Source organism: Cellulosilyticum lentocellum DSM 5427, assembly GCF_000178835.2.
GTDB lineage: Bacteria > Bacillota > Clostridia > Lachnospirales > Cellulosilyticaceae > Cellulosilyticum > Cellulosilyticum lentocellum.
The window spans coordinates 3,800,191-3,822,329 of the sequence record NC_015275.1 but is presented as its reverse complement, the minus strand read 5'-3'; the positions used below and the strand labels follow the sequence as shown (position 1 = coordinate 3,822,329).

Here is a 22,139-nt window from a genome sequence, read left to right as displayed (position 1 = left end):
TAAAAAGAGACAAATAAGGCAAGGAGACTACATTGAAACCAGCAAATTTATTAAAAAAAGTTATTCTTATTACAGCTAGCCTTGGCGTGATTACATTAGTGGTAGGATGTAGTTCTAAAAGCAGTAGCGCCTATTATTCTACTAGCAAGCTGGAAATGATTAATAAATATTTATCAAGTGGCTATTTATATGATATTGATGAAATAAGCGAAGAAGAAATCACACATAGTATCTACACTAGCTATGTAAGTGGCTTAGAAAATTCAGCTACATATTATCTTGGAACAGATGAATTTAAACAAGCTGAAGCTACTAGCCAAGGTAACTATTTAGGTGTAGGTTTAATGATGACTTGGGAAGCTGATGGTAGGTCTGTTTTAATTACAGATGTTATTCCTGAGTCACCAGCTGCCAAAGCCGGTCTTAAAGCTGGTGATCATATTATAGCTATTGATGGTATAGAAGTAGTGGGTGCTAATCAAAAAGAAGTACTTGATAAGCTAGCTTACACAGGAGAACAATCCATTTCATATAAGATAAAAAGAAGTGCAGATGAAAAAGAAGAAATAATTAATCTTACAGCAGCACTAGTTCCATTAGATGATTTATCATATGAAATGATAGATCAAGTTGGCTATATTAAACTAAAAAGTATTAGAAATGGAACAAGTGAGCATCTTGATCAGGTAATCAAGGAATTTGAAGCTCAGAAGATAAAGGGTATTATACTTGATGTGAGAGAGCTTTATACCAATAATGTTGACGAAGTTAGTAAAATGTGCGACTTATTCTTAGATGAAGGTATTGCCTTTAAATTGAAACATGGTAAAAGTGACATACAGGGTTTCGAAATGTCATCAGGTAAATATGATCAAAAAGTTGTGTTATTAACAGACCGTTATACAAGAGGCGGGGCAGAAGCTTTTGTAAGTGCCATGGAGGATGTAGCTGTTCAAATGGGGACAGATACTTATGGATTAGCTTATGTAAGCGAGTTAGTTGCTTTAGAAGATGGCAGTGGGCTTAGTGTGGCCACTGGCGTATTATATGACAAGTTTGGCAAGCAGCTATCAGATAAAGGTATAGAACCAGATGAAATGGTATTTATGACTGAGCAGGAAAAAGTGGAATATATAGAAAAGGGAAGCATCAGTAAAGAAAATGATAGCTTACTTAAAAAAGCCTTAGAGCAATTCTCAAATTAAGAGAAGGGCTCTAAGTTTTTCTATTCTAATAAATACATTTTATGGGTGATATTTATAAGGATAATACAGAGGAAAACAACATAAAATAATAGTAAGCGCATTTAATTTTATACTAAGGAGGTAGCATTGATGAAAAAGAAAACTATTTTTCGTGGTGCTGCTGTAAGTTTTTTACTCGTTACAATGGTCTTAGTTACTACAGCATTTGTAGATAAGTATCATTATGTGGATAAAAAATTGCAAGCAATAGAAGCAGTGTTGAAAGATTATTATGTGGGAGATATTGATGAACAAAAACTAGAGGAGGGCATCTATAAAGGTTTTGTTGCAGGTGTAGGTGATGCTTATACGAACTACTATACTTCTGATGAATATGCAAGCTTTAAAGAGAAATCTAGTGGTATGTATGCTGGAATAGGCATACAAATGACACTTCAAACCTATGATAATAGTATAGAAGTGACAGAGGTATTTGAGGGCTCACCTGCTGAGAAGGCTGGTATAAAACCAAAGGATAGAATTATTAAGGCAGCTGGTAAACGTGTTACTGGCGATGAATTTGAAATACTGCCAACCTTAGTAAAAGGAACACCGGGAACAACTGTTGATATTACTGTTTATAGACCTTCGGAAGAAAAAAATTATGATTTTACCATAGAAAGAGCTAGTGTGGCTTCTCCTACGGTTTATTTTAGAATGTTAGATAATGAAGTAGGCTATATTCAAATCAAACAATTTGAAGCAGTAACTTATGACCAGTTTAAGGTGGCACTAGATAAATTAAAGAAAGAAAAAGCAAAAGGACTAGTATTAGATTTAAGAGATAATCCAGGTGGTCTTTTAAACATTGTGGAACAAATAGCCGATGAATTAGTACCAGAAGGTATTATTGTATCTACCAAGGATAAGCAAGGTAAAGGCAGCGAATATTACGCTGATGGTAAGTATACAGATATTCCTATGGTGGTACTCATTAACGGTAATAGTGCAAGTGCCTCAGAAGTATTAGCAGGTGCTTTAAAAGACTATAGTAGAGCAGAGTTAATAGGAACAACCACCTTTGGAAAAGGTGTTGTACAAACAATCATTCCTTTATCAGATGGCTCAGCTATTAAACTAACAACTTCTCAATATTTCACCCCTAGTGGTGTATGTATTCAAGGTATAGGAATCGCACCTGATTATGAAGTTAAGTTAAGTACTGAAAAGATTTTAAAGGGTAGAGAATTAACAGATACAGAAGATGACCAATTACAAACTGCTATTAAGGTGGTTAAAGAAAAACTCAAGTAGTATTGTAGGAGGTGATTTTCATTAGGGAGAGTAAAAGAGAAGTAGTAATAGGTAGCGCAATAGGAATTTTATTAAGTGCAGGAATCATCTTAAAAAACTATGGTGAGCCTGTTTCCTGGGAACTTGTTATATTACTATTAATGAGCCTGATACTAGGCTTTATAGATAAAAAATTGACTTGTTTAGCTTATGTCACTGCCTTAGTATATTTAATGGACACAATATTGGTAGGATTTAAGTTAAAAGCAATGTATTTTACTTTACCTTATGAAAAGCTCATACTCATTGTTGGTGCCCTTCATATGCTTGAAGGATTACTAACGTATCTGTTCGGTGCAAGAGAGAATCAGTGTATTATTAATTACAAAAGAAACCAAATAACAGGAGGATATCAAGCTTATAGGAAGTGGTATATCCCCCTGTTTTTATTTACGATTAAGGGCTTTTATGTACCATTACTTTGTGTGCTAGTTTATGCTGATGAAACTTATACTATGAAACCTGAGGCTAAAGCTAAAAAGAGTGGTAAATGCATTTGGATGTATGGGAGTATTATTCTACTTATTGGGCTATTAGTTTGTTTAAGAAAAGTGCCTTTAGTATTAGGCATGATCATGATGCCAATTGCACATGAGTTATTATTTGTGATAAATGATTTCATGGAGCGAGGTCCCTATATGTATAGCTTACCTAAAAAGGGTGTTAGGGTTATTGAGATTAACAAGGAGCAGAAACAAAGAAACAATATTAAGCGTGGTGACGTGATTTTAAAGGTTAATGGTAAAAACATAATAGGTGAAGAGGAATATTATAAACAGCTTTTAGAAAAAAGGCTTGTTATGATGATAGAGGATTTAGATGGAAATAAAAAAATACTTAGTTTTGATAAAGAGGAATATGAGAAACTCGAGATTATTATCTTACCTAGGGAATAGGAAGATAAACAAAAAGGACGTACCATTTCTAAGAAAGAAATAGTAGGTCCTTTATACATGCGATTATTGTTTGTGCTCGTGATTGTGTAAGTGCTCCATACAATATTCATAGTTACCATTACAACTAGAACAGTAACGAAATTCTGCCTCAGGGTCAGTTAACTCAGTTTTCCCACACACAGCACATTTATGGAAGGCTACCTTAATAGGAGCCCCTTGTTTAAGCTCACGCTTTTGTTTCTTAAATTGTTTCTGCGTACTTGTACGACGCCCACGCATAAGGGTTGAACCAAAGAATAGTAAAAAGTTAAGTAAAGAAACAATAATAAGAATTCTGGTACTAGTAGTGCCTCGAATGAGATTAACAAGTAAGAAAGCAATATTTAGAGCTGCAAGATACTTAACTTTAATAGGAATAATCCCATAAAGTGAAAATTGTACATCTGGGAAAAGTACAGCATAAGCTAAGAATAAAGATAAGTTCATATAAGTTGCAGTAATAATCATATTTCCACCAGAAATAAAGAAGGCAATAATGTTAAAAATGATTCCTAATAAATAATAAACATTAAATTTAAAAGTGCCCCATTGGTATTCTAATTCTCTACCAATAGAATAATAAAGTAAAATAGCAAAAATAAACCATATAGGGCTACTAGAGATAGGAATAAAAATCCATGAAATGATTCTCCAGATTTGCCCCTGCATAATATAAGCTGGATCGAAGTAAATCCACTCTATAATAGGTAAACCTAATAAGAATTGAGCTATATAAACAATGATGTTTCCCATAATAATATAGAGCATAAGATTAGGAATGGAAAAACGTCCATATTTACGTTCTAATTTATTTAAAAAGTTCATAAATTCCTCCTTAACATTCATATAAATAATATAATTTTGCTTTATAATTTAACATAGTTTATAATAAAATCGAAAATCTTGCTATAAGTATAGCACACTCTATACCTAAGGCAAAGGGGAAGAATGAAACAGGAGGACAAGCAAAATATGGAGAAGTATGGTAAGGACTTTAAGGAACTTACGTTTAAGCAAAAAGTAAATCATATATGGGAATACTATAGATGGTATATTTTATCATTTATTATTGGGGCAGCAGTTATTTCAAGCTTAGTGATTTCTATTTTTACACCTCAGGAAGTGCATGATGTAGATATTGTCCTAGCAGGGAAAATGAATTATGATGAAACGCAGCCTGAAGTAGTAAAGTCATACAAGGAAATGTTTAATGCAGATTTAGGGTTATCAATTGTTGACTGGGATAATATGGGCGAGATGGGAATGGCTATGCTCCAAAAGATTCCTTTATTAGTAAAGACAGATGAACTTGATGTATTAGGTTTAGAGCCTATGATGTTTGAAAGTTATACCAGACAGTTAGGTGCTGATATGTTTGTACCATTAGAGACGGTGCCAGAGTTTAGTGGATTACTAGAAAAGTATGAGGACCGATTAGTAACTTATAATCAGAAGTATAATGACGACCAAGAGTTAGTTGAGGCTGAAGAGCACATATATGGTATCCGTATTTCTAAGTTTGCTAATATCCCTTGCATTACTGCCAATGATGAGTTTATTATTGGTGTAACAACTACAGTTAAGGACCTTGAGAAAACAGCCCAGTTACTTGACTATTTATTAGATGAAGGTAACGAGTAAAAAAGTTAATGAGGAGATAAAGAGATGAACTTTAATGGTATTAAGCAAATAGGTATAGTTGGAGGAGGAACTTCAGCTTTAATGCTTTGTATTGAAGCTGCTAAGGTGGGTATAAGAACAAGTCTGTTAGATCCTAAAGTGGGATGTATAGGCTCCCAATTGGCAAATGAACACATTATATCAGCTATTACCAATGAAAGTATTCAAAAGCTAAGTTTAAGATGTGATGTTCTTATTTTTAATACGAAATTGGATTTCGAGTTAAATGTTAAACTCCATGCAAAAACTTATCCAAATAAGGAAACAATGAAAGACCTTTGCCATTTTAAAAATGTACAGGATATTTTAGAATTTCTAGATATTCCAGTGCCTAAGGTTTATTATCAAGATAATAAGCAGCAAGCTTTTTCTCAAATGGAGAATTTAGAAATGCCATTTAGGTTTATTAAGCAATATACAGACCGAACTGAGCAGATGGCTGTTTATAATAAAGAAGATTTGGCAGACTTTATCTTAGAAGTAGATGAAGGAGCAGATAGCTTTATTCTGCAACCTATTACTAAGTATAGCCGCATCATAACTTTTCTTTGTATTGTCGATGAAGATGAAAAAGCATATATATACGACCCAGTAGAAGAATTAAATGATGAAGATAAAACTTGTCATCTAAAGATTTCTGACAGCTTATCTAAGACTATGTTAACACGTCTTAATCGTTATAATAAAAAGCTGCTTAAAGAAATAAATGGTATTGGCGCTTTTACAATCAAATATGGTATTAAAGCAAACAAAAGTGTGGAACTTATTGAGATTACACCAGAGCTCTCTATGGCAGGACTTCTCACCTTAGAAGCATATGAACTTTCTATTTATGAGCAGTATCTACATTTATTAGTGGGCATGTCTATTAATAAACCAGAATTAGAAGCTTATGTACAGGGAACTATTAAACCTGTTAAGGAGCAAAAAGAGGAAAAAGGTATTTATCATTTTTATCAATTAGGACAAAATCAATTATATATTAAAAGAGATAAAGAAGAGCCTAAGGCTTAATAAGAAATAAAAGAGTTGAATTTGAAGTTTCTATAGATATTTATCATATAGCAAAGGCCACCCCTTTAGAAAAATCTAAAGGGGTGGCTTTTGCTATGTGCCAGACTCTCGTTATTCACTTATATAACCTATACCAATAGCTGAAACAGGGCATAAGGGTAGCTCCTCAGTACGCTTTGCACTTAAAGAGGCCACAGGTATAAGCTATGAAAGTTTAAACGAAGAGTGAGGAGCTCTTAAAAGTCTTAGCCGGTGCACCCTTATGATGAGGAAGCTAAGGCTTTAAGACTCTGGTTTAAAACTTTATTTGTAAAACAGTGTAAAAGCTTTTTTGCAACTTATATATGGCGCCTTCCTTGCAGCGCATCAGTGAACATTTTCCTTAAGTCCAGAGGTACCTATAACAATAGATTGAGACTTGGCTGACCCGGTCAGTTCCTCAGATTGAAGCTGTGGTAATTATGCCGAGGAAGTTACTTGATTTACTTTTACATTTATATATATGCCGCGAGAATGATAAGTCCCTAATAAAATTTGAAAAAGTTGTTTAAAATTAATATACTAATATTAATAAGAATAAAGAGAAAGGGGCTTTAACGTGGAAGAGATATTAGAACGTATACGAAAGTTTAGAGATGATAGAGATTTTAAGCAATTTCATTCTCCTGAAAATCTAGCAAAGTCCATTAATATCGAGGCAGGAGAACTATTGGAACATTTTCAATGGGGAAATGAATTTAACAAGGAAATGGTTGGAGAAGAATTAGCAGATGTAATAGTATATTGCTTATTTATGGCAGATGCATTAGGTGTAGATTATAAAGAAATAATTATGAATAAAATGAGTAAGAATGAAAACAAATATCCCGTAGAAAAAGCAAGAGGAACAAGTAAAAAATATACTGAGCTATAAGGAAGGGTAGATAAATGATTATTTATCAAGCTACAAAAGAGGAGTTTCTAGAACATGTAGAAGAAGATCTAATTGAGCAAAAAATATATGAGCAGTATTCTACCAAGATAGGTAGGACAAGCCAAAGTGAAATTGCTTCATGGAATCATTCAATGCAGTACATGTATAAGGTTTTAAACACTAATGCTGTTCCTAGGAAAGCTGGTATTGCTATAGAATATCGATTGCCTACTACTTCTAAAAGAGTAGACTTTATAATAACAGGTGAAAATGAGTTTGGTAAAGAGACTGTCATTATAATCGAATTAAAACAGTGGCAAAAGGCAGAGCGAGTAAATAAAGAGGATGTTGTACGTACTTTTGTTGGTCATAAAGAAAGAGAGGTTGCTCATCCTTCATATCAAGCTTGGTCATATGCGGCTATAATTAGAGATTATAATGAAACAGTTCAAAATCAAGATATAGAATTACATCCTTGTTCTTATTTGCATAATTATATTACGCAAGACGGTGACCCTATTTTAGATGAAGAAATCTATGGTTGCCTTAAAAAAGCGCCACTCTTTAAAAATGGAGATGTGAAAAAGTTAAGGGAATTTATAGAAAGATATGTCCAGAAACCCGACCAAAATAAAACTTTATATAAAATAGAGCATGGAAAAATTAGACCTTCAAAATCTTTGCAGGATGCATTATTAAAAATGTTACAGGGTAATCAGGAGTTTGTTATGATAGACTCTCAGAAGGTAGTATATGAAACAGCCTTAAATCAAGCAAGATTTGCGTTTGATACCGGTAAAAAGCAAGTTATTATAGTAGAGGGTGGACCAGGTACAGGGAAATCAGTTTTAGCGATTAATCTTTTAGTACAGCTAACAAATGAAAGCATGGTATGTCAATATATTTCAAAAAATAGCGCACCCAGGGAAGTCTATAAGCGAAGGCTTCAAAGTAACTATAAAAAGAGTTATATTGATAACCTTTTTAAAGGCTCGGGAAGTTATGTAGATAGTAATAAAAATGAGTTGGATGTGCTGATAGTTGATGAAGCTCATCGTTTAAATGAAAAATCGGGGATGTTTAAGAACATAGGAGAAAATCAAACCAAGGAAATCATCCATGCAGCAAAATGTGCTATATTTTTTATAGATGAATGCCAACGTGTTACAGCAAGTGATGTAGGAAGTATTGAAGAGATTGAAAGTTTTGCAAAGAAACAAGGGGCACAGGTAATTAAGGTGGGTTTAGATTCTCAGTTTAGGTGCAATGGCTCAGATGGATATTTAGCATGGATAGATGATGTTTTGGGAATAAGAGAAACAGCGAATGATATAGGATTTGAGCATGACTATTTATTTGAAGTACTAGATAATCCTAATGAACTAAAGCAGATTATTTATGAAAAAAATAGCATAAATAATAAAGCAAGAATGGTTGCTGGATATTGTTGGGAATGGATTAAAGCAGGCAAAGAAAATACAAATGTACATGATATTAATTTACCGGATTATGATTTTTCCATGAGCTGGAATCTTGGAAATACTAATACATGGGCTATAGATGAAGAATCTGTACAGGAAGTAGGGTGTATTCATACTTGTCAAGGATTAGAGTTTGACTATGTAGGTGTTATTATTGGAATGGACATGATTTATAGAGATGGTAAAGTAATAACAGACTATACGAAGAGAGCTAAGACAGATAAATCTCTTAATGGACTACTAGGCAAGTGTAAAAAAAGAGAAAATGAGGCATTGGCATTAGCTGACAAAATTATTAGGAATACGTATCGTACGTTGATGACGCGAGGGCAAAAGGGATGTTATGTTTTCTGTGAAGATATTGAATTAGGTAAGTACTTAAAGGAAAGAATGCAAATTAATAAAGTACAGTATGGAGAAATGAAAACAATAGGTTTAATAGCAGAAGGTGTAGAAAATTACCATATATAAAGCAGACATGCTATTTGAAGAGAATAAAATCTTAGGAGAGGACTTTTATAAACTACTTCTAGCTATACAAAATCTAATAGAGTACGAGAATTGGAGCTTGCTAAAGCGCTATTAGATGTATTAGATGATGCAACTATTGCAGCTAAAATAGGTTTGCCTATTGATGAAGTAAAGGAGTTAAGAATAAGTCATACTTAATCTTACTCAGAGAGAATAATAAAATAAGTGATTATATTTCAACGTAACAAGGTGTAAATTTGTCCACTAGTTTTTTCTTGCCCAGCAGTAGCTATGTAGGGAAGCTAGGTGGCTTGCTGGAAGATGCCTTGGAGCGGAGTCTAGAGGCTCTTAACGAAATGCTACTTATGGTTCTTAGACCAATTGTTTGAGCGAATGCGAGTTTTTGGTCGTTCATAAGTAGTATGAGTTGAGAGCCTCTTGACGATGTGAGACAGCAGCTGAAAGTAAGACACCTAGCTGGACTACATAGCGGACTCGGCCCTTGCTTTTATGAAAAAAAGATTAGAAGATTAGAATATAATTAAAAATCATAATATTACGTTGAAATGTATATTATATTGCGTATACTATAGATATCAACACAATACTCATGTAGCATACAGTATGCCTAGGAGAGCAAGGAGGGGTAAGATGGCATTGCAATTAGGTGGAAATTTATTAGAAGCATGTATTTTAGCAATTATAGAAAAAGAAGATGTCTATGGCTATCGTTTAACACAGGAAGCAAAAGAGTTAATGGAGGTTTCAGAATCTACGTTGTATCCTGTTCTTAGAAGATTACAAAAGGATGGCCTTTTAAATACTTACGATGAAGCTTTTCAGGGGAGAAATAGAAGATATTACGGGATTACAGAAGAAGGAAAGGAAAAGCTACAAACCTATAAGGTAGAATGGACTGGGTTTAAGGAAAAAATAGATTTAGTACTTGAGGGGGTATCAAGGAATGAATAGAACAGATTTTATGAAAGAATTGCGAGCGGGGATTGTCAAATTACCTTACCAAGAAGCTGAGGCGGCATTAGAGTATTATGAGGAATACTTTGAAGAAGCTGGAGCTGAAAATGAAGAAAGAGTGCTTGAGGAGTTAGGTGACCCTAGGGCAATTGCTAAGCAGATTATGGAGGACTTTCATAATAGGGAGACTGAAAATGGTAATGAGTTTACGGCTAAGGAACCTGAAAATAGTTATGATTTTAGTAATAAGGGATATCAAACTAATAATGATTTCACTAGTAGTGCAGGATCAATTAATTTAGATGATATTAAGCTACAAGAAAATAAAGAAAGCAGGAGCAGCTTTAAATCACTAGGATCATCTCCGTTGGTTATTATACTCCTTGTTATTGCCATCCCAGTCATTGTTCCTTTGTTATTTGGGGCAATAGGGGTATTAATAGGCATAGAAGTGACTATCTTTGCTTTGGGAATAGTGAGTTTTGTGCTTTCGGTAGCTGGAGTGGTTTGTTTAATGGCAGGAGCAGCCACTTTAGGTGGGCAGTTTATGACAGGTTTATTCGTAATAGGTATAGCACTTGCGATATTTGGCTTTGCTCTAATTATGGGGCTTGTTACAAAGTATGCTAATAAATTCGTGAATGTCTTCCTCTTAGGAAGTATAAAAGATTTGATTACAAATAGAAGTTATGGAAGGAGGTAAGTCAAATGAGAGGAAGAAGTGTACTAGGTTTAGCTATAGGACTGATTATTAGTGGCGGCGTTTTATGTTTTGGGGCATATGTAGCAGGTGCTGATACCTCTGTTACCTGGAATAATGTAAAGATTGGTGTAAATGGCGTAACCTATGTAAGTAGGGACTACGATAGCGAGGAGTTTAATACGATTACTGAAAAGCTAGAGAACTTTGATAAGCTTACTTTAAATATAGATACAATGGACTTAGAAATTAAAACAGGTGATACTTACCAGCTAGAGGCTACGTATGCTAAAGCAGGTGTATTCTCCTATGAAGTCAAAAAGGATGAATTAGTCATAAAGCAAAGTGCCAAACATCCTTCTTTATTTGGATTTAATACTAAAATAGGAAAGATGACTTTATATATACCTGAAGGCAAGTCATTAGAGCATATGGATATTGAGATGGGTATTGGAGAAGCACATATTGATAATGTGGTAACAGATGCGTTTGAGCTTAAAGGGGGAGTAGGAGAAGTCGTTATTAATAACCTTGTAAGCCAAGAGACAGATACAAAAATGGGTGTCGGGGATGTAAAAATACAGGGTGATTTAAAGGGAAAAACATCTATAGAAGGTGGCGTTGGTAGTTTTTATTTAGAATTAGTAGGGGATGAAAAAGAATATAATTATACTATTAATAAAGGAATAGGGGAAACCATTATTAATAATCGAACTTACGAAGGCTTTGGTGACACCAAAGAAAATAATGATGCACCAAATCAGATTACTATTGATAGCGGCATAGGAGAAATTAAAATTAAAACGAATTAGTGAAAAGCTACTTATAGCAGTTTCTATACTTTGAAAGGTATTAAGAAACAATATAAGTAGCTTTTACTTTTCTATATTAGGTTGTAGGTTGTTTAGAAGTGATATGTTTAGCAAGCAACTGCGCTATACGAGGCGTATCGGGGTCATAAACAACAGGCGTTATAGGATTGATATACCCCTGCCTACCGTATAAATAAAAAGAGGCATAATTATAAGCTTGGGCAGCTCTTTTTTCAGTAGGATAATTTCCGAGGTATATTTGTTTTTTCTGATAACCAATAAGTGCTTTAAAGCTATTTTTATCTTTGCAGATGCCTCTATAAAGCTTATTGGAGGTAATACGTTTATGCTTATTATGTGGTTCTAATAATGCAAGCGAGATAGAAAGCTTATCATAGATTTGCTTATACTCACTTTTGGTTAAAAACGGAATTTCGTTAGGCACAAAGTTTTTTTCTATGCCTCTAGCCCTGAGGAGGTCAATTCCTTTATTATAAGCAATAGCGGCCTCTATCTCAGAAGCATAATGCCCGAGTATGATATTCTTAGTTGTATAGATACTAGTAATATAAAGGGTTTGAGCACCTTTTTCCTTTTTTGAAACCCCCTTATAATGGTTAATGATGACTAGGTTTTCTCTACGGAAATCATAACAATTGTTATTTTTAAAGTAATAGTCTTTACCTAAAACGCTATGATTTTGAATATCGAACCTGGATAATAAATTTTGCTGAGAGATATGATCCTGGGTGTAAAGATAATTACCTCTTTTATAAATTTTATAAGTAGAAAAGAAAAATAAATCTTTTAAATCAAAGAGTAAAATCATATCTTTAGACAAATAATAACTAAAGTATGTAGGAAAGAGGTAAATTGGATTTTTAATGTAAGTATGATGATCTCTTAAATTACAAAGGCAGACAACCTTTTTATAATTTAAGTGTGACTCCGGAAAATTTGGAGGTCCTGGAGGAAGTAACATGATTGCCTCTGCTTCTCTAAGAACGTTTTCTGCAATTGCTAAAGAAGGAAAGGCACCAAGGTAAATTTTATGAGTCTGATATAAAAAATAAACCTTAAACTGCGCCTTATTGCGTTCAACCGTGGGATAAATATAAGACATAAATTCACCGCCTTTGTTCTAGAATACAGCAAAAGCGCTATAAATTCATTAAAAATATACAAGAAATCAAGTAAATTTACAATATACAGGGACATGTAAAAACAGTATAATAGAATTGTATGTTTAATCGAAAGACATTGTTTATCATAAGGAGGAAGAAATGGACGCAGTATCACAAAAAACTATTAATACCATTAGGGTGCTTGCAGCAGAAGCCATTCAAAAGGCAAATTCAGGACATCCAGGGTTACCACTGGGTTCAGCACCTATGGCATATACATTATGGGCTGATCACATGAATCATAATCCTAAAAATCCAAAATGGGAAAACAGAGACCGTTTTGTACTTTCAGCAGGTCATGGATCAACATTACTTTATACTTTACTTCACTTATTTGAGTACGGACTTACTATGGAAGATCTTAAAAACTTCCGTCAAGAAGGGAGCCTTACACCAGGACATCCTGAATATGGTCACACAGTGGGTGTAGAAACAACAACAGGACCACTTGGACAAGGTATTGCTACAGCAGTTGGTATGGCTATGGCTGAAAAACATTTAGCAGCACACTTTAACAAAGAAGGTTTTAATCTTGTTGATCACTATTCCTATGCATTAGTTGGTGACGGTTGTTTAATGGAAGGTATTTCTTATGAAGCAGCAGCATTAGCTGGTACACTTGGACTGGGTAAATTAATCGTACTTTATGATTCAAATAACATCACTATCGAAGGTGATACACAAATTGCTTTTAGAGAAAATGTAAGAGCACGTTTTGAGGCGCAAGGCTTTGAAACTTTCCTTGTAGAAGATGGCAATGATACTAAAGCTATTTCAGAAGCTATTGCTAAAGCAAAAGCGAATACATCAAAACCAAGCTTTATAGAAGTTAAAACACAAATCGGTTATGGTTGTCCTAACAAACAAGGTAAAGCAGCAGCTCATGGTGAGCCATTAGGAGCAGATAACATTGTAGAAATGAGAGCTTTCTTAGAACACCACAATGAAGAGTTCTTCGTAGCAGATGATGTTAAAGCACATATGGCAGAGCTTGTAAAAGCTGGAGCAGCTAAAGAAGTAGCTTGGAACGAACTTTTTGCAGCTTATGAAAAAGCTTATCCAGAACTTGCAAAAGAGTGGAAAGCTTGGCATTCTGATGAAGAAATTAGCTTAGATATTTATAACAACTACACAGATGAAGCTGGTAAAAAAGCAACACGTGTAGCTTCCTTTGAAGTAATTAATCATATGGCAGACATTGTGCCAAATATGATTGGTGGTTCAGCTGACCTTGCACCATCAACGAAAACCTATATGAACGGAAAAGGAGATTTCAGCGCTGAGGATTACTCAGGAAGAAATCTTCACTTTGGTATTCGTGAACATGCAATGGGTGCTATTGCAAATGGTATTGCAGTACACGGCGGGCTTAAAACATTCTGCTCTACTTTCTTTGTATTTAGTGATTATATGAAGAATCCAATGAGACTTGCAGCACTTATGAAACTACCAGTAACTTATGTGCTCACTCATGACAGTATTGGTGTAGGTGAAGACGGACCAACTCACCAACCAATCGAACAGCTTGCAATGCTTCGTAGTACACCAAACCTTGTAACCTTTAGACCAGCAGATGCAAAAGAAACAGTAGCTGCATGGGAATATGCACTTAATAGCAAAACTGAGCCAGTAGCTATTGTGCTTACAAGACAAGACCTTCCTTACCTTGCAAAAACAGGTGTAGAAGCTAAAAAAGGTGCGTATGTAGTAGCAGGAGTAGAACCAAAAGAGGCAGATATCATCTTAATTGCAACAGGTTCAGAAGTACAACTTGTAGTAGGTGCAGTAAAAGAATTAGAAGCACAAGGTATTAAAGCTACTGCAGTAAGTATGCCATCAATGGATGTTTTCGAAAAACAACCAAAAGCATACAAAGATGCGATTTTACCTCCAAACAAAACGAAGAGAGTAGCAGTAGAAGCACTTTCTTCATTTGGATGGCATAGATATACTGGTCTTGAAGGACAAGTCATTTCAATGGATCACTTTGGAGAATCAGCACCTGCTGGTTTAATCTTTAAGAAAAATGGCTTTACAGTAGAACACGTAGTAGAAGTGGCTAAAGAAGTATTAGCGTAATCTACATTATATGAAAAGGACTTAAGCTCTTCACAAGCTTAGGTCCTTTTTCTGTAGATAAAAAAGTTTTATTTCATTTCTATTTGAATAGGGTACGGATCTACTTTTTAATGATGGCTAAATAGTTATTTTAAATTTATGGCATAAAGGTAAAATGACTAATATGAGATGGAGATACAATAGGAAATATATGAAATACGACTAATTATTTTGAAAATAAAAATTACTACTGAAAAAAGTTGCAAAAAAGTCTTATAATGGATATTGGTTGATTTAAAAAATAAAAGAGATAGAGGAGGAAATTAAGTGAGAAGAGTAAGGGCTCTCATATTAGTGGCTGCATTAATCATAGGATGTTTATCTCCTGCCACGTTAATGGCTGCAGTTAATGATTCAAAGACTTTACCACAAATAGGGGAAGTGGTATCAGGTTTTAAAGCTTTAGAAAAGGGGAAAATGGAAATTGTTAATGGACAAACAGTTTTATTTGAACATGTGAAATCAGGAGCTAAATTATTGTACATAAAAAACGCTGATAAAAATAGAGCTTTTGACATTAGTTTTAAAACACCAGCAAACGATAATACAGGTGTTAACCATGTACTAGAGCATGTAAGTACAGCAGGGTCCCAAAAGTATCCCTTCAAGGATGTATTCTTTAATATAAGCAATCAAACCTATTGTAGTTATATTAATGCTTTTACGACTAATACAATGACTAGCTATCCTGTAGCTTCTATGAGCGAAGCACAGCTTTTAAAATTAGCAGATGTGTATATGGATTGTGTGTTTAATCCATTCATTTATAAAGAACCTAATCTCTTTAAAAGAGAAGCGTGGAGATATGAGAAAGAAAATGAAAGGGCACCTCTTAATTTAACAGGAATTATTTATAGCGAAATGCAAGGCAGCACAGATGACATAGAGAATGCTGAAGTACGTAATTGCTTAAAAGCATTATTCCCAAACGGCACAATGAGTAATGCGTCTGGAGGTACGCCAGAAGTCATACCTACATTAACTTACGAAGACGTATTAAAAGTACATGAGACTTACTATCATCCTTCAAATGCTTTAATTGTACTTTATGGGGATATAGATTATCGTAGTTTCTTAAAATTATTAGATGAAAACTATCTCTCCCAATATGATAAAAAGGCCATTACAGTAGACTATAAAGATGAAAAGCCTTTTACAACAGTAGCTAATAAGACCTATGATTTTCCTGCAGGTGAAAATGCCACCACTGATGAGAGCATTATCAGTTATGCGTATGCAATGACGAATATATCCCAAACTGATAGAGTGGGAATGTCTATTATTGCCGAATACTTAAATCAAGGTAGTTCTATTGTACAGAAGGCCTTTAAAAGAGCTAATATAGGAAATACTTTAGAGGTTTATTATGAAGATAGTTTACCTCAGCCAGTATTAGTCTTTAGTGTAGCTAATACCTCTCCTAGTAAAAAAGAAGCTTTAGGACGTATCGTGGATGAAAGTATGAAAACTTTAGTTACTAAAGGCTTTGATGAGACAGTATTAGAAATGATTATTGCTAATACTGAATTTAATAATGCTTTAGTAACAGAAGGAAGTCACCTGGGTGTCAATATTGCAGTAGCAGTGGCACAGTATTGGGCGGCTCATGGAGAATATGACTATTTTAGCAGTTATATGAGTCATATAGATTATGCTAAGGCCCATATGACAGATGGTTATTTAGAACAACTTGTAAAGAAATATATTGTAGGAAATAAGCATGCAGCTTTAGTAGCCACAGTACCTAAAGCTGGTTTATTGGAGCAAAAGAGAGCTCAGCAAAAGAAACAGCTGGCAGCTAAGGAAGCAAGTATGACTAAAGAAGAAGTAGCAAAATTAATATCAGAAACGGCTAGTTTTAATAATTGGAATGCAAAGGAAGACTCTAAAGAACATATAAAAGAATTGCAAGCAGTAAGCATCAAAGATTTACCTATAGAACTTAAAGAATATAGTATTAAAGATGTTACGGATAATGGTGTGAGATATTTAAGTGCTAACGCAGATGTGGGAGATACTTTTCTAGCAGATTTAATGTTTGATACATCAGGAGTAGCTGTAGAAGATCTGCACTATTTACAGCTTTATGCAAATCTTATAGGGGAGATAAGTACTACTAAGCACTCCATTGATGAATTAAGCACACTAAAAAGTATGTATCTGCATAACTTCCGCTGCACTACAGATACATGGGCAAATGCCAAGACTGATTTTACTTATAGGCCTATTTTAGATGTATCGTGGTTAGGACTTATTGGTGAATCTAGTAAGTCTGCTAATTTATTAGAAGAATTACTCTTAGAAACAGATTTTACACAAACAGATGAGCTGCTAAGTTATGTAAAAACAGCTCAGTCTTATTACAAAGACTATTTTAGTGGATCACCTTATAATATCTTGTATCAGTATAATACTGCAGCTTACTTAAGTGACCAAAATTATAGTGTTTATATGAAGCAAACAGCTTATTATCATTTTTTAAAAGAAGTAGAGTCTCTTTTACAAAAAGAACCTTCCAAGGTAACATCAAAATTACAGCAAATACAAGATAAGATTATGAATAGGACACACTTAATGAGTGTTTTTGCAGGTAATGAGTCGCATACAGCCACCTTTTATAAAGCATTAAATACATTTATTAGCAGGCTACCTGAGAAAAGGATTAATACACAAAATTATTTTAATTTGCCAGAGGTGCCTACTAATTTAGGAATCGCCATGGATACAACGGTAAATTATAATATGCTTTCAGCATCATTTGGAAACTTAAGCAAGGACTTTAGTGGTAAGTATCTTCCACTTATGAACGTCATTTCAGATAATTTTTTAACAGCTCAGCTTAGGTATCAAAATAACGTTTATTCTAACATAGAAAGTGTAAGCTGGAATGGTATTAGCTTATCAACTTATATGGATCCCTATATTGATAAGACCTTAAATACTTATAAAGGCATAGAAAGCTTTACTCAAAGTTATGCTTTAACACAAGAAAGCTTAGATGGCTATATTTTAAAAGCTTTTAGTGAATATACCTTGCCACAAGGAGAATTAAGTGGAGCAGTTAATGCAGTCTTTAATTATATGTGTGGTTATAGTAATAACGAAACTGTAAAATTACTAGAAGAGATAAAATCAGCACAGGTAAGTGACCTAAAAGAACTAGGACAATTAATAAATGAAGTAGTAGAGGTAGGAGCTTGGACCAGTGTAGGGAGTAAAAGTAACTTAGAAAAGAATAAAAAGTTATATGACCAGATTATCTCGCTGCAGGATAAGGTAGCAGAACTTAATCAGTCTACTAACCTTACCAAAAAAGATTTTATTGATTTGCTTTTAGGTGAGGACACCTATAATAAAGCAGTTATACAAGGTCTTATTTCAGGAAAGTCAGATGAAATCCTTACTAGAGAAGAAGCAGCCATAAGTATTTATAAGCTATTAGAATCACAAGATTTAATAGAGTTACTTAAAGGGAGTAACGTAGTAATTAAGGATGCTAATACCTTATCTGAAAAAGGATTAAAAGCAGTAGAATTCTTAGTAGGAAATAACTGCATGAGTTTAGATGAAGACAATCAGTTCAATGGAACTTCGCCATTATCGGAAGATGACTTACTTCAAATAGTACTGCAGATAGGGCATTTACTAATAGTTTCGGATGAAGTAGCTTAAAGAGGTAAGTGAAAGCTTTTTGAAAAATAAAGCAAGAAATCGCTGAGCTTGAAATGAGTAAAAATATGACATAAAATGATAAGATTTTTTCAAATAAATAGTATAAAAATTTTTTGATTAGTATTATAATAGGTTCAAATGACTAAAAGAAGGAGGAGCATCATGAAGGCTAATAGAATAAGCTACCAAATAGCATATATAGGCCTATGTATCTGTGTGATACTCCTCTTTATGCGCCTAACACCAGATATGGTTGCTAAAAAAGAACAACCTACACAAGTGCCTTATGAAACCACAACTAAGCGTGCGCTTTATGATGCAGGAATGATGTCACCAAATCATTTATTAGGACTGATGCCTAAGAAAGTCAATGAGTTTGTGGAACAGCATCTAGATGAAGAACTCATTCTTAATGAGCTTACAAGTTATGAGGAGTGCCTTGCATTATTAGATTATCTCAAGGTATTACAGCGGGTACTTTACCAAATGTTTGTTTGCTTAGTTACACTGATATGTATACATACTACTCGAAGAAGGGTTTTAAATTATATTTATAACAAGGACGGACCAAGGAGAAATATTCCTCTTATAACAACATTTTAAATTATAGGAGGAAATGAAAGTGAAGGCAAAAAAATATACGTTTTTTATTATTGTAGCCATTATTATAGGATTATTAATATTAGCTGTATTTGGAGCTCCTCATGTTAAAGGAGCTAAAGAAATGCGTTTTGGTATTGATATTAGAGGTGGTGTAGAAGCAATCTATGAACCTGTTGATTTAGACAGAGCAGCAACCTCAGATGAGCTTAATGCAGCTAGAAGTGTTATTGAAACAAGATTAGATAATAAGAACATACTAGATAGAGAAGTAACAATTGATAAGAAAAATGGTAGAATCATTGTAAGATTCCCATGGAAGTCTGATGAAGCAGAGTTTAACCCTGAAAAAGCTATATCTGAATTAGGTGAAACAGCTAGGCTAACCTTTAGAGATAGTGAAGGTAATATTCTTATCGAAGGTAAGGATGTAAAAAGTAGCCGTGCTGTAATGGATCAACAAACCAATCAGTATATGGTACAGTTAGTATTTAATGCAGAAGGCGCAAAGCTTTTTGAAGAAGCAACGGCAAAACTGATTGGTCAACAACTTTTTATTTTTATGGATGAAACTTATATTTCTGGACCTATGGTAAATCAGAAGATTTCAGGCGGGGAAGGCGTTATCGAGGGTACATTTACCCTAGATCAGGCACAAGACTTAGCAGAGAAAATTAGTTCAGGTGCACTACCATTCTCTATGACTGCTACAAGCCACAACACCATTAGCCCAAGTCTTGGAAGTGGGGCCCTAAAAGTAATGGTTATGGCAGGTATAACAGCGTTTGCACTTATTTGTTTATTTATGCTTGTCTTTTATAGATTACCAGGCTTTATAAGTTGTATTGCTTTAACGCTGCAGTTAGCGGTGCAGATTTTAGCTCTTTCTGTGCCACAATTTACTTTAACCTTACCAGGTATAGCAGGTATTATCTTATCCCTAGGTATGGGAGTAGATGCTAACGTTATCATTAATGAGCGTATTGGAGAGGAATTAAGGTCAGGAAAATCTTTACCATTAGCGCTTAAATCGGGTTATAGTAGAGCTTTTGCTTCTGTATTTGATGGTAATATTACAACAGCTATTGTAGCCATTATTCTAATGGCATTAGGTTCAGGAACAATGCTATCTTTTGGTTATACACTATTAGTCGGAATTGTACTTAACTTCATAGCTGGTATCTATACAACTCATAAGTTATTACTTTCTTTAATTAATTTCAAAGCGTTTAGAAATATCAAGCTTTACCATTTACCAAAGGAAAGAAAAACGATTCCTTTTTACAAGAAGAGATGGGGACTTTACAGTATTTCTATTGTATTAATGGTTATTGGTATTGCAAGTTGTTTCATTAATGGGATAGCATTAGATACAACCTTTAAAGGTGGAGCAATGCTTACTTATACTTATACAGGCGACTTAAATGTAGAAGATGTATCTAGACTTGCAACAAGTACCTTAAATAGAAATGTAACAGGACAGATCACAGAGGATTTAGGAAATAAACAACAAAAGATTGTTTTAAGCTTAGCTGGTACAGATAGCTTAAATGCAAAAGACCAAGTTAAATTAGATGAAGCTTTAGACAAAGCTTATGCAGCTAATAAATTAGAGCTATCAGAATCTTATATGGTAGAGCCCTATATCGGTAAAGAAACTCTTATTAGATCAATCATGTCTTTGGTGATAGCACTTGCATTAATTGTTGTTTATGTTTGGGTTCGTTTTAAGAAGATTGGTGGTTTATCAGCTGGAGCTATGGCACTTGTAGCTTTGGGACATGATATATTAGTCATTTTCTTTACATTCGTTGTTTTAAGAATTCCACTGGATACCAACTTCATAGCAGTAGCCCTCACTATTATCGGTTACTCCATTAATGATACTGTTGTTATTTATGACCGTATCCGTGAGAATATGGCACTTAATAGTAAGAATATGGAAGTACTAATGGATGACAGTTTAACACAAACCTTAACACGTTCTATTAATACCAGTGTAACAACAAGTATTAGTGTTTTGATTATGTACATTTTTGCTTATGTTTTTGGTATTGAATCTATTAAAGTTTTTGCACTTCCTATGATGATGGGTGTTTTAAGTGGTTGCTTCTCTTCAGTATGTTTAGCTGGTCCACTTTGGGTATCTTGGAAGAATAGCAAAAAGTTTAATAAAGGTGCACATATAAAAACGGCTTAAGAGTTTTATAGTAAAAGAACATTATCAATAGTATTTGTTTGAGTATTTATGAGGAATATTACGGAGCAGAAATGAGAGGATAAGGATTACCTTCCGAAATTCTGCTCCGTATTTTTTGAAGCACTAAGGCTTACTTTTTTTGGTGAACATGTAAAAACTCATTCTTTTACTAAGCTTTAAAGTAAACATAGTGAGCATATGTGAAACTGACAAATTTAAATTTATTTAAGTGGGTCTTTGACAAAGAAGGTGAAATGAAGGAGGGGACTATGGGTCAAATCATGCAATTTATTAATCGGGAGGAATTTAGAAAATGGCTATCAGTACATTGCCTATCTAGTGACGGCATTTGGCTGCTATTTGGCAAGGCAGGTGGCCCGGAAACAATAACCGCTAGTGACGCGCTTGAGGAAGCACTTTGTTTTGGATGGATTGACGGGCAGATGCAAAGCATTGATGACAAGACATATAAAAAATATTTTTCTTTACGCAGAGATAATAGTAAGTGGTCAGAGAAGAATAAGGCATTAGTAAAGCAACTGGAGCAACGGGGAATCATGACCGACCATGGCAGGCGCAAAATTGAAGAAGCCAAGCAAAATGGACAGTGGAACATTGCAAAGCCAGCAGCTATTACGGAAGAACAGATTACGCTCATAGCCGCCATGTTAAAAGGCTTTGATCCTGCCTACTCCAATTTCATGTCGATGTCTCCAGCCGTTCAGAAAACTTATACACGGGCATATCTTGATGCAAAGACAGACGCAGGGCGTGCCAAACGCTTTTCCTGGATGGTAGAAAGGCTCAATAAAAATTTAAAGCCCATGTAGCAGATTTATGAGTATTA

The 22,139-nt window shown here is 34.3% G+C and carries 17 protein-coding genes; 15 read left to right on the top strand and 2 right to left on the bottom strand.

Going from position 1 to position 22,139, the window contains the following annotated elements:
- Positions 1-32 precede the first annotated feature (32 nt).
- The 3 genes from CLOLE_RS17550 to CLOLE_RS17540 all read left to right on the top strand — a co-directional run bounded on the left by CLOLE_RS17550 (position 33) and on the right by CLOLE_RS17540 (position 3,433).
- Positions 33-1,205 carry a S41 family peptidase gene (locus CLOLE_RS17550; protein WP_013658454.1) on the top strand — a complete coding sequence of 391 codons (1,173 nt, stop codon included), beginning with the start codon at positions 33-35 and terminating at the stop codon, positions 1,203-1,205.
- A 129-nt stretch (positions 1,206-1,334) separates the two neighbouring features.
- A complete protein-coding gene (locus CLOLE_RS17545; protein WP_013658453.1) occupies positions 1,335-2,498 on the top strand; it encodes a S41 family peptidase in 1,164 nt (387 codons plus the stop codon).
- 11 nt (positions 2,499-2,509) lie between these two features.
- Positions 2,510-3,433, top strand: a complete 924-nt coding sequence (locus CLOLE_RS17540; RefSeq protein ID WP_013658452.1) for a hypothetical protein — start codon at positions 2,510-2,512, stop codon at positions 3,431-3,433.
- Between the two features lie 63 nt (positions 3,434-3,496).
- Here CLOLE_RS17540 and CLOLE_RS17535 read toward each other — a convergent pair whose 3' ends face one another.
- Positions 3,497-4,297: a rhomboid family intramembrane serine protease gene (locus CLOLE_RS17535; RefSeq protein WP_013658451.1), complete on the bottom strand. Its 801-nt coding sequence runs from the start codon at positions 4,295-4,297 to the stop codon at positions 3,497-3,499.
- A 147-nt stretch (positions 4,298-4,444) separates the two neighbouring features.
- On the opposite strand from CLOLE_RS17535, the gene CLOLE_RS17530 reads away from it, so the two are divergent.
- The 7 genes from CLOLE_RS17530 (at position 4,445) to CLOLE_RS17500 (ending at position 11,518) form a co-directional block, all read left to right on the top strand.
- A complete protein-coding gene (locus CLOLE_RS17530) occupies positions 4,445-5,113 on the top strand; it encodes a hypothetical protein (protein ID WP_013658450.1) in 669 nt (222 codons plus the stop codon).
- A gap of 24 nt (positions 5,114-5,137) precedes the next feature.
- On the top strand, positions 5,138-6,166 hold the full coding sequence (locus tag CLOLE_RS17525) for an ATP-grasp domain-containing protein (RefSeq protein WP_013658449.1): 1,029 nt from the start codon (positions 5,138-5,140) through the stop codon (positions 6,164-6,166).
- Between the two features lie 598 nt (positions 6,167-6,764).
- Positions 6,765-7,079 carry a nucleotide pyrophosphohydrolase gene (locus CLOLE_RS17520; protein ID WP_013658448.1) on the top strand — a complete coding sequence of 105 codons (315 nt, stop codon included), beginning with the start codon at positions 6,765-6,767 and terminating at the stop codon, positions 7,077-7,079.
- Positions 7,080-7,093: 14 nt separating this feature from the next.
- Entirely contained in the window at positions 7,094-9,031 is a 1,938-nt protein-coding gene (locus CLOLE_RS17515; RefSeq protein WP_013658447.1) for a DUF2075 domain-containing protein, read from the top strand.
- A 651-nt stretch (positions 9,032-9,682) separates the two neighbouring features.
- Complete coding sequence (locus CLOLE_RS17510; protein WP_013658446.1) at positions 9,683-10,003, top strand: PadR family transcriptional regulator; 321 nt, start codon at positions 9,683-9,685, stop codon at positions 10,001-10,003.
- On the top strand, positions 9,996-10,709 hold the full coding sequence (locus tag CLOLE_RS22080; protein WP_013658445.1) for a DUF1700 domain-containing protein: 714 nt from the start codon (positions 9,996-9,998) through the stop codon (positions 10,707-10,709). The genes CLOLE_RS17510 and CLOLE_RS22080 overlap by 8 nt, the downstream gene beginning before the upstream one ends.
- Before the next feature lie 5 nt (positions 10,710-10,714).
- Positions 10,715-11,518, top strand: a complete 804-nt coding sequence (locus CLOLE_RS17500) for a DUF4097 family beta strand repeat-containing protein (RefSeq protein ID WP_013658444.1) — start codon at positions 10,715-10,717, stop codon at positions 11,516-11,518.
- Between the two features lie 76 nt (positions 11,519-11,594).
- Here the strand turns inward: CLOLE_RS17500 and CLOLE_RS22075 are convergent, their stop codons facing one another.
- Positions 11,595-12,641, bottom strand: coding sequence for an AP2/ERF family transcription factor (locus tag CLOLE_RS22075; RefSeq protein ID WP_013658443.1), 1,047 nt, complete (start codon positions 12,639-12,641; stop codon positions 11,595-11,597).
- A 160-nt stretch (positions 12,642-12,801) separates the two neighbouring features.
- On the opposite strand from CLOLE_RS22075, the gene tkt reads away from it, so the two are divergent.
- The 5 genes from tkt to CLOLE_RS17470 all read left to right on the top strand — a co-directional run bounded on the left by tkt (position 12,802) and on the right by CLOLE_RS17470 (position 22,122).
- On the top strand, positions 12,802-14,781 hold the full coding sequence (gene tkt / locus CLOLE_RS17490) for a transketolase (RefSeq protein ID WP_013658442.1): 1,980 nt from the start codon (positions 12,802-12,804) through the stop codon (positions 14,779-14,781).
- A gap of 306 nt (positions 14,782-15,087) precedes the next feature.
- Positions 15,088-18,492 carry an insulinase family protein gene (locus CLOLE_RS17485; RefSeq protein ID WP_013658441.1) on the top strand — a complete coding sequence of 1,135 codons (3,405 nt, stop codon included), beginning with the start codon at positions 15,088-15,090 and terminating at the stop codon, positions 18,490-18,492.
- 162 nt (positions 18,493-18,654) lie between these two features.
- Positions 18,655-19,095, top strand: a complete 441-nt coding sequence (locus CLOLE_RS17480) for a hypothetical protein (protein WP_013658440.1) — start codon at positions 18,655-18,657, stop codon at positions 19,093-19,095.
- A gap of 13 nt (positions 19,096-19,108) precedes the next feature.
- Positions 19,109-21,292, top strand: a complete 2,184-nt coding sequence (gene secD, locus CLOLE_RS17475; protein ID WP_041713078.1) for a protein translocase subunit SecD — start codon at positions 19,109-19,111, stop codon at positions 21,290-21,292.
- Positions 21,293-21,561: 269 nt separating this feature from the next.
- Positions 21,562-22,122 carry a YdeI/OmpD-associated family protein gene (locus CLOLE_RS17470; protein ID WP_013658438.1) on the top strand — a complete coding sequence of 187 codons (561 nt, stop codon included), beginning with the start codon at positions 21,562-21,564 and terminating at the stop codon, positions 22,120-22,122.
- The last annotated feature ends 17 nt before the right edge of the window (positions 22,123-22,139 follow it).

What these genes read in the sequence shown, in the direction of transcription:
- CLOLE_RS17515 (WP_013658447.1), top strand. Translation starts at nt 7,094, where the DNA reads ATGATTATTTATCAAGCTACAAAAGAGGAGTTTCTAGAACATGTAGAA.
- CLOLE_RS17525 (WP_013658449.1), top strand. Translation starts at nt 5,138, where the DNA reads ATGAACTTTAATGGTATTAAGCAAATAGGTATAGTTGGAGGAGGAACT.
- tkt (WP_013658442.1), top strand. Translation starts at nt 12,802, where the DNA reads ATGGACGCAGTATCACAAAAAACTATTAATACCATTAGGGTGCTTGCA.
- secD (WP_041713078.1), top strand. Translation starts at nt 19,109, where the DNA reads ATGAAAGTGAAGGCAAAAAAATATACGTTTTTTATTATTGTAGCCATT.
- CLOLE_RS17535 (WP_013658451.1), bottom strand. Translation starts at nt 4,297, where the DNA reads ATGAACTTTTTAAATAAATTAGAACGTAAATATGGACGTTTTTCCATT.
- CLOLE_RS22080 (WP_013658445.1), top strand. Translation starts at nt 9,996, where the DNA reads ATGAATAGAACAGATTTTATGAAAGAATTGCGAGCGGGGATTGTCAAA.
- CLOLE_RS17530 (WP_013658450.1), top strand. Translation starts at nt 4,445, where the DNA reads ATGGAGAAGTATGGTAAGGACTTTAAGGAACTTACGTTTAAGCAAAAA.
- CLOLE_RS17500 (WP_013658444.1), top strand. Translation starts at nt 10,715, where the DNA reads ATGAGAGGAAGAAGTGTACTAGGTTTAGCTATAGGACTGATTATTAGT.
- CLOLE_RS17470 (WP_013658438.1), top strand. Translation starts at nt 21,562, where the DNA reads ATGGGTCAAATCATGCAATTTATTAATCGGGAGGAATTTAGAAAATGG.
- CLOLE_RS17480 (WP_013658440.1), top strand. Translation starts at nt 18,655, where the DNA reads ATGAAGGCTAATAGAATAAGCTACCAAATAGCATATATAGGCCTATGT.
- CLOLE_RS17510 (WP_013658446.1), top strand. Translation starts at nt 9,683, where the DNA reads ATGGCATTGCAATTAGGTGGAAATTTATTAGAAGCATGTATTTTAGCA.
- CLOLE_RS22075 (WP_013658443.1), bottom strand. Translation starts at nt 12,641, where the DNA reads ATGTCTTATATTTATCCCACGGTTGAACGCAATAAGGCGCAGTTTAAG.
- CLOLE_RS17545 (WP_013658453.1), top strand. Translation starts at nt 1,335, where the DNA reads ATGAAAAAGAAAACTATTTTTCGTGGTGCTGCTGTAAGTTTTTTACTC.